Source organism: Variovorax sp. YR752, from assembly GCF_943372545.1.
Genome location: NZ_CALRZC010000011.1, coordinates 70,864 through 79,407, shown reverse-complemented (window position 1 = coordinate 79,407; position 8,544 = coordinate 70,864). Strand labels below are relative to the sequence as shown.

The following is an 8,544-nucleotide window of genomic DNA, read 5'->3' as shown; positions in this document are numbered from 1 at the left end:
GGCCGCGCGATCAAGCCGGGCGACGTGGTCACCAGCCTGTCGGGCAAGACCATCGAGATCCTGAACACCGATGCCGAGGGCCGCCTGATCCTGTGCGACGCGCTGACCTACGCCGAGCGCTTCAAGCCGGCCTGCGTGGTCGACGTGGCGACGCTGACTGGCGCCTGCGTGATCGCGCTGGGCCATCACCACACCGGCCTGTTCAGCGCCGACGACAAGCTGGCCGCCGACCTGCTCTCGGCCGGCGCCGCGTCGCTCGATCCCTGCTGGCGCATGCCGCTGGACGAGGAGTACGAGGAGGCGCTGAAGAGCAACTTCGCTGACATGGGCAACGTCGGCGGGCGCGCCGGCGGCGCAATCACCGCGGCGATGTTCCTGCGCAAGTTCACCGGCAAGTACCGCTGGGCCCACCTCGACATCGCCGGCACGGCCTGGAAGTCGGGCGCGGCCAAGGGCGCGACCGGCCGACCGGTGCCGTTGCTGACCCATTTCGTGCTCGCACACGCCGACTGAGGTCCGGGCCAGGCACTGCGACGATGACCCGCGTCAGCTTCCACTTCAACGTGCCGCACCGCGTGGCCTACGCCTGCCGGTTGCTGCGCAAGGCGACCCGGCAGAACGCGCGCGTGACCGTCACCGGCCCGGCCGCAGCACTGGCCGAGCTTGACGCCGCGCTGTGGAGCTTCGACCCGATCGAGTTCGTGCCCCATGTGGTGCTGCGCGAAGGGCAGGCGCTGCCGGAGCGCCTGCGCGAGACGCCGGTGTGCCTGGCGGCGACGCTCGATGGTGCGTTGCACCACGATGTGCTGCTCAACCTCGGTGCCGACGCGCCGGCCGGCTTCGAGAGCTTCGAGCGCCTGGTGGAGATCGTCTCGACCGATGAAGCCGATCGCAGCGCGGCGCGGGCGCGCTGGAAGCACTACGCCTCGCGCGGGTATCCAATCGAACGGCATGAGGTGGAAGCTTGAGCATGCGCCCGGTGCCGCCGGGGCGCGTGCCCACGCTGACCGAGGTCGTGCGCATTGCCGAGCCCGCGCCGGCGGGCACCGCGGGCCCCGCGTCCACCCCGGACCCGGCCTTTGCACGCACCGAGCCGGCGCCCCTGCAGCCGCTTGCCGCGCCGGTGCCGCCGCCGCCCGGTCTCGACGAAGAGGCAGTCGTGCAGCGCGTGCTGGCCGACCTGCAGCGGCAGATCGACCTGATGCTCGAGGTCAAGCTGCGCGAGGTGCTAACCCCGGCGCTGACCCGCGCCACCGATGCGCTGATGCGCGAGGCGCGCACCGAGCTGGCATCGACCTTGCGAGACATCGTCGCTCGCGCCGTCGCTCAGGAGATCTCCCGTCATCGCGGTCGCTAGGCCGCGCGTTGTGGGCTCAGCCGCAGGCGGCAAGCGCAGGTTTCCCCTGAGGCAACCCGGTAGAGACGTGCATTTTTTTGGAGTATCGTCTCCGCCGTTGAGAAATACCCTCACTCTCTCCCGAACGCTCTCAACATTCCAACCGGAGGTTTTTGCATGCAAGTCAAATTCAATGCCGTGGTGGCTGCGGCCGCTCTGCTGACCGCAGGTGCTGCATCGGCGCAAGACATGGTCGTCAAGATCGGCCACGTCGGCCCCACCAGCGGTGGCATCGCCCACCTTGGCAAGGACAACGAGATGGGCGCACGCATGGCCATCGACGAACTGAACGCCAAGGGCGTGACGATCGGCGGCAAGAAGGCCAAGTTCGAACTGCTGGCCGAAGACGATGCCGGCGATCCGAAGCAGGGCACTGCCGTCGCGCAGAAGCTGGTCGACTCCAAGGTCAACGGCGTGATCGGCCACCTGAACTCGGGCACCACCATCCCGGCCTCGAAGATCTACAGCGATGCCGGCATTGCGCAGATCTCGCCGTCGGCGACCAACCCCAAGTACACCCGCAACGGCTACAAGACCGCGTTCCGCGTCGTCGCCGATGACGTGCACCTGGGCGGCACGCTGGGCCGCTACGCCGTCAAGGAACTGAAGGGCAAGTCGATCGCCGTCATCGACGACCGCACGGCCTACGGCCAGGGTGTCGCCGAGGAGTTCTCCAAGGCCGTGAAGGCTTCGGGCGGCACCATCGCCGAGCAGCAGTTCACCAATGACAAGGCGACCGACTTCACCGCCATCCTGACCGCCATCAAGGCCAAGAATCCCGACGTCGTCTTCTACGGCGGCATGGACGCCGTGGCCGGCCCGATGATCCGCCAGATGAAGCAACTCGGCATCAACGCCAAGTTCATGGGCGGCGACGGCATCTGCTCGGGCGAACTGCCCAAGCTGGCCGCCGGCTCGATGGCCGACAGCCAGGTCGTCTGCGCGGAAGCCGGTGGTGTCGAGGGCGAGCAGAAGGCCGGCATGGACAAGTTCAAGGCCGACTTCAAGAAGAAGTTCAACGCCGACGTGCAGATCTACGCCCCGTACGTCTACGACGCCACGATGGTGATGGCCGACGCGATGGTCAAGGCCGGCTCGGCCGACCCGGCCAAGTACCTGCCGGTGCTGGCCAAGACCACCTACAAGGGCGTGACCGGCACGATCACCTTCGACGAGAAGGGCGACATCAAGAACGGCGCGCTGACCCTGTTCACGTACAAGGGTGGCAAGCGCGAGCAGATCGCCGTGGTTCGTTGAGAACCGCGATCTTCTGATCGGACGACGGGGCGCTTGGGCGCCCCGTTTTCCTTTGTGTGGGCTGTGGGGCCTGTTCAGCCCTGCAGCGGTGTGCCGTCGCGGCGGAACAGTTGCGTGAGGTGCGCGAGGCGTCGCGCGTGCTCGGGGCGCACCTGCTGCCATGAGAAGCGCCACTCCCAGTAGCCCTCGCCACGACCGGGCAGGTTCATGCGGTGCTCGCCGGCGAGGCCGAGCACGTCCTGCATCGGGTGCACGACGGTGTCCGCCACGCTGGCGCAGGCGGCGCGGATCAGGTCCCAGTGGATCTCTGCGCCGTCGCTGCCCAGGTAGTCGAGCACGCGTTCGCGCTGTGCATCACCCAGCGACGCCCACCAGCCCAGCGTGGTGTCGTTGTCGTGGGTGCCGGTGTAGACCACCGAGTCGATGTCGTGGTTGTGCGGCAGGTAGGCGTTGCCGCTGCCGCCCTCGAAAGCGAAGTGCAGGATGCGCATGCCGGGGAAGGCGAACTTCCTGCGCAGCGCGACGACATCGGGCGTGATCACACCGAGGTCCTCCGCGATGATCGGCAAGGGCCCGAGTTGCTTGGCGATCGCCTTGAACAGCGCTTCGCCCGGGCCGGGCAGCCAGTGGCCGTGGATTGCCGTCGGCTCGCTGGCCGGGATCTCCCAGTAGCCTGCAAAACCTCGGAAGTGGTCGATGCGCACCACGTCGACCAGCTCGAAGATGCGGCGGATTCGCTGCACCCACCAGGCGTAGCCCTCCTTCGCGTGCGCCTTCCAGCGGTACAGCGGGTTGCCCCAGCGCTGGCCGGTGTCGCTGAAGGCGTCGGGTGGCACGCCGGCCACGGCGGTCGGCTTGCCCCTGGCGTCGAGTTCGAACAGCTCGCGCCGCGCCCACACCTCGGTACTCTGGTAGGCGATGAAGATCGGCGCATCGCCGATGATCTCGACACCCCTGCCGTTGGCGTAGGCCTTCAGCGCCAGCCACTGGCGGAAGAAGCACCACTGGCAGAAGGTCCAGAAGGCGACGCGCTCGGCGTAGATCTCGCGGGCCGAGGCGAGCGCCACCGGGTTGCGCGAGGCCAGCGGTGCATCCCAGTCGCTCCAGTCGCGCCAGCCATGCTGCTCGGCCAGCGCCATGAACAGCGCGTAGTCGGGTAGCCAGTCGGCATGGCGTTCGCGGAAGGCCTGCAGGTCGGTGCGCTCCTCGGCGCTGCCCTGGGCGGCAAAGCGAGCCGCGGCGCGGGCCAGGCGGTCCATGCGAAAGGGCACCACGGCCGCGAAGTTCAGCCGCTGGTCAGCGATGCCGGCCGGCGGCACGATCTCGTCGGCGAGCAGCCAGCCTCGGCGCTGCAGTTCCTCGAGGTCGATCAGCAGCACGTTGCCGGCGAAGGCCGAGGTGCTCATGTACGGCGAGTTGCCCGGCCCGATGCCGCCCAGTGGCAGGATCTGCCAGAGCTTCTGGCCGGCGGCGACCAGCCAGTCGACGAAGTGGTAGGCGCCGGCGCCGAAGTCGCCCGAGCCGTGCGGGCCGGGCAGCGAGGTCGGATGCAGCAGCACGCCGCTGGCGCGGGGAAAGCGCATGGTCGCCGTCCTGGGTTCTAGTTGGGAAGGTCGAGTTCGTGGCCGAGTGCGGCGAACACCAGCACGCTGCGGCCGGGCAGCGGAAACAGCACCTCGCCCTGGCCCTGCCACTGCGCCAGCCCGCGCGGGTGGGTGCTGTCGACCAGCGCCTGCCAGGTGCCGCCGGGCAGCATGAAGTCGATGTCGCCGGCGTCTCCGTTGACCAGCAGCAGCAGCGGTGCCACTGCGCGACCGGGGCGGCCGATCAGGCAACCGAACACACGACCGTCGGGGCGGCGCCATTCGTCGCCGTGCAGTTCGCTGCCGTCGACGCGCAGCCAGGTCACGTCCTGCAGCCCGAGCCGGTCGGGCAGGCCGTCGTACCAGCGGTTGGCGAAGGGCAGAGCCTGGGCGCGCAGCGCCAGCAGGCGGGTGGTGAAGGCGAGCAGGTCTTCGTCGACCGTCGACCAGTCGACCCACGAGATCGGGTTGTCCTGGCAGTAGGCGTTGTTGTTGCCGCCCTGCGTGCGGCCGAACTCGTCGCCGGCGGCGAGCATCGGCGTGCCCTGCGACAGCAGCATGCTGGCCAGCAGCGCGCGCGTCACGCGGCTGCGCAGCGCGGTGATGTCGGTGTCGTCGCTCGGCCCCTCGACGCCGAAGTTGGCGCTGTGGTTGTGGCTGTGGCCGTCGCGGTTGTGCTCGCCGTTGGCCTGGTTGTGGCGCTGTGCGTAGCGCGTCAGGTCGGCCAGCGTGAAGCCGTCGTGCGCGACGATGAAGTTGACCGATTCGGCCGGCGCGCGGTGGCGCGGCTGGAAGATGTCCGACGAGGCGCACAGGCGTTGCGCGAAGTCGCCGCGTGTGTAGGCGCCCTCGATCCAGAACGCACGCATGGTGTCGCGGAAACGGTCGTTCCACTCCAGCCAGCCGCCGGGGAAACCGCCGAGCTGGTAGCCGCCGGGGCCGATGTCCCAGGGCTCGGCGATCATCTTCAGGCGCGACAGCAGCGGGTCCTGCGCCAGCGCGGTGAAGAAGGGGGCGTGGCGGTCGAAGCCATGATCGCCCCGGCCGAGCACAGGGGCGAGGTCGAAGCGGAAGCCGTCGACGTGCATCTCGCCGGCCCAGAAGCGCAGGCTGTCGAGCACCATCTGCAGTACGCGCGGATGGCGCAGGTCCAGCGTGTTGCCGCAGCCGCTGTGGTTCTCGTAGTGGGCCTTGTGGTCGTGCGGCAGCCGGTAGTAGCTGGCGTTGTCCAGGCCACGGAAGCTGACCGTCGGGCCGTGCTCGTCGGCCTCGGCGGTGTGGTTGTAGACGACGTCGAGGATGACCTCGAGCCCGTGCTGGTGCAGCGTGGCCACCATGCGGCGGAACTCGTCGCGTGCCGAGATGCCGCCCGCGCCGCTGGCCAGGCCGGCATCGGGGCAGAAGAAGCCGATGGTGTTGTAGCCCCAGTAGTTGCTCAGGCCCAATCCGACGAGACGCTGCTCGTCAAGGTGCTGGTGCACCGGCAGCAGGCACAGCGCGGTGACGCCGAGCCGCTTGAAGTGGGCGATGGCAGCGTCGGACGCGAGGCCGGCGAAGGAGCCGCGCAGCGCCTCGGGCACGCCGGGGTGGTTCTTCGTGAAGCCCTTGACGTGCAGTTCGTAGATGACCGTGCGGTCGAGCGGAATGTGCGGGTGGCGGTCGCCATGCCAGTCGTGGCGCTCCTCGACCACGCGCGCCTTCAGCGCATGCATGGCGTTGTCGCGATTGTCCATGTGCCCACCGTGCTGGCCGTCGGCGCCGAAGTGCTCGTCGCGCCATTCGAAGCGGCCGACGATCTCGCGCGCGTAGGGGTCGAGCAGCAGCTTGTTCGGGTTGAAGCGGTGGCCGCGCTCCGGCCGCCACGAACCATGCGCGCGCAGGCCGTAGACCAGCCCGGGGCGGGTGCCTGGAAGGTAGCCATGCCAGACGTCGTGCGTGTGGGCGGGCAGGGTGAGCCGCTGGATCTCGCGCTTGCCGTCGTCGTCGAACACGCAGATCTCGATGCGCTGGGCGTGCGCCGAGAACACCGCGAAATTGACGCCATGCCCGTCCCAGTGGGCGCCCAGGGGCCAAGGATGTCCCGGCTGCATCGTCATGCCTGTCGTTCGTAGAACACGGTGGCCAGCGGCGGCAGGTCCAGCAGCAAGGACTGTGCGCGACCGTGGCTCGACACGGCCTCGCTGTCGGCGGCACCAAAGGCACAGCCGACGTTGCTGCCGCCGTAGTGCTCGGAGTCGGTGTTCAGGCGCTCGCGCCAGCGGCCGGGCGACGGTACGCCAAGGCGATGGCCGCGATGCACGGTGGGCGTGAAGTTGCACACCACCAGCACCTCGGAGCGACGATCGCGGCTGCGGCGCACGAAGCTCAGCACCGAGCGCGGCGCATCGTCGTGGGCTATCCACTCGAAGCCGGCCCCGTCGAAATCGCAGTCGAACAGGGCCGGCGTGGTGCGGTAGTAGCGGTTCAGGTCGTGGACCAGTCGCTGCACGCCGGCGTGGTGGCGGTCGCCGAGCAGGTGCCAATCGAGGCTGCTGTCGTGGTTCCACTCCGCGCCCTGCGCGAACTCGCAGCCCATGAACAGCAGCTTCTTGCCCGGGTGGGCCCACATGAAGCCGTAGTAGGCGCGCAGGTTGGCGAACTTCTGCCAGGCGTCGCCGGGCATCTTGGTGAGCATCGAGCCCTTGCCGTGCACCACCTCGTCGTGCGAGATCGGCAGCACGAAGTTCTCGGTGAAGGCGTAGACCAGCCCGAAGGTCATCTCGCCGTGGTGGTACTGGCGGTGGATCGGCTCGCGCGCCATGTACTGCAGCGTGTCGTGCATCCAGCCCATGTTCCACTTGTAGTGGAAGCCCAGTCCGCCCAGGTAGGTCGGCCGGCTGACGGCGGGGAAGGCGGTGGACTCCTCGGCCAGCGTCACCGCCTGCGGCCGCTCCGAGCCGACCACCTCGTTCATGCGCTTGAGGAAGGCGATCGCCTCCAGGTTCTCGCGCCCGCCGTGCACGTTGGGCACCCATTCGCCTTGCTTGCGGCTGTAGTCGCGATACAGCATCGAGGCGACGGCGTCCACGCGCAGCCCGTCCACGCCGTAGCGCTCCAGCCAGTACAGCGCGTTGCCGACCAGGAAGTTCAGCACCTCGGTGCGGCCGAGGTTGTAGATCAGCGTGTTCCAGTCCTGGTGGAAACCTTCGCGCGGGTCGGCGTACTCGTAGAGATGCGTGCCGTCGAAGCGCGCCAGGCCATGCGCGTCGGTGGGGAAGTGCGCCGGCACCCAGTCCAGGATCAGGCCGATGCCCTCGGCATGGCAGCGCTCGACGAAGCGCCGGAAGCCGGCCGGGTCCCCGAATCGTGAGGTCGGCGCGTACATGCCGATCGGCTGGTAGCCCCAGGAGCCGTCGAAGGGGTGCTCGGAGACGGGCAGCAGCTCCAGGTGGGTGAAGCCCATCTCGCGGGTGTAGGGCACCAGGGTCGAGGCGAGTTCGTCCCAGTTCAGCCAGCGGTTGCCCTCCTCGGGCATGCGCCGCCAGGAGCCGAGGTGGACCTCGTAGATGCTCATCGGCGCATCGAGCGCGTTGGCCTTCTGGCGGGTCTCGGAGCGCGCTACCACCGCGGGCAGCCGGGCGACCACGCTGGCGGTGGCCGGGCGCAGTTCGGACTGCAGCGCATACGGGTCGGCCTTGTGCGGCAGCAGTTCGCCCGAGCGCGAGAGGATCTCGAACTTGTAGCGCACGCCGACCGAGAGGCCGGGCAGGAAGATCTCCCAGACGCCACACTCGCGGCGCAGGCGCATCGGGTGGCGGCGGCCGTCCCAGAAGTTGAAGTCGCCGACCACGCTGACGCGCGAGGCGTTGGGCGCCCAGACGGCGAAGCTGACGCCGGCCACGCCCAGCATCTCGCGCTGCGTCGCGCCCAGCACCTCGAAGGGCCGCAGGTGCGTGCCCTCGCCCATCAGCCAGACGTCCAGGTCGCCGAGCACCGGCGGGAAGCGGTAGGGGTCGTCCAGCGTGGTCTGCGTGCCGTCGGCCCAGCGTGCCTGAAGGCGATAGCCGCTCGATGGCAGCGCCGGAACCGCGCCCTCGAAGAGCCCGTCCACATGCACGAGCAAGAGCGCGGCGAGCGTCGAGCCGTCGACGGCGTCCACGGCCACCACGTGTGTCGCGCCCGGCAGGAAGGCGCGCAGCCAGGGGCGGCCATCGGCCTCGGTGTGCGGCCCCAGCACGGAGAACGGGTCGCCGTGCCGGGCGTGGCGGATCAGATCGATTTCGGAGGCGTTCAGCATCGGGACGTCAGCCGCAGGACTGCGTCGATGGT

Annotated in this window: 6 protein-coding genes and 1 pseudogene; 4 read left to right on the top strand and 3 right to left on the bottom strand. The window is 69.1% G+C overall.

Going from position 1 to position 8,544, the window contains the following annotated elements:
- From AAG801_RS04400 to AAG801_RS04385, 4 genes and pseudogenes are all read left to right on the top strand, one after another.
- Positions 1-513 (top strand): annotated as a pseudogene (locus AAG801_RS04400) (leucyl aminopeptidase); the annotation flags it as partial.
- A gap of 23 nt (positions 514-536) precedes the next feature.
- Complete coding sequence (locus tag AAG801_RS04395) at positions 537-968, top strand: DNA polymerase III subunit chi (protein ID WP_341887334.1); 432 nt, start codon at positions 537-539, stop codon at positions 966-968.
- The gene (locus AAG801_RS04390; protein ID WP_341887333.1) at positions 965-1,357 is read left to right on the top strand and encodes a hypothetical protein; all 393 of its coding nucleotides are present in this window, start codon (positions 965-967) and stop codon (positions 1,355-1,357) included. The genes AAG801_RS04395 and AAG801_RS04390 overlap by 4 nt, the downstream gene beginning before the upstream one ends.
- A gap of 156 nt (positions 1,358-1,513) precedes the next feature.
- Positions 1,514-2,653 carry a branched-chain amino acid ABC transporter substrate-binding protein gene (locus tag AAG801_RS04385; protein WP_341887332.1) on the top strand — a complete coding sequence of 380 codons (1,140 nt, stop codon included), beginning with the start codon at positions 1,514-1,516 and terminating at the stop codon, positions 2,651-2,653.
- Between the two features lie 74 nt (positions 2,654-2,727).
- Here the strand turns inward: AAG801_RS04385 and malQ are convergent, their stop codons facing one another.
- The 3 genes from malQ to glgB are packed head-to-tail and all read right to left on the bottom strand — an operon-like array spanning position 2,728 to position 8,512.
- Positions 2,728-4,236 (bottom strand): 4-alpha-glucanotransferase, encoded by a 1,509-nt coding sequence (gene malQ / locus AAG801_RS04380; protein WP_341887331.1) that lies wholly within the window; start codon positions 4,234-4,236, stop codon positions 2,728-2,730.
- 17 nt (positions 4,237-4,253) lie between these two features.
- Positions 4,254-6,332, bottom strand: a complete 2,079-nt coding sequence (glgX, locus tag AAG801_RS04375) for a glycogen debranching protein GlgX (protein ID WP_341887330.1) — start codon at positions 6,330-6,332, stop codon at positions 4,254-4,256.
- Positions 6,329-8,512, bottom strand: coding sequence for a 1,4-alpha-glucan branching protein GlgB (gene glgB / locus AAG801_RS04370; RefSeq protein ID WP_341887329.1), 2,184 nt, complete (start codon positions 8,510-8,512; stop codon positions 6,329-6,331). The genes glgX and glgB overlap by 4 nt, the downstream gene beginning before the upstream one ends.
- Positions 8,513-8,544: the final 32 nt, after the last annotated feature.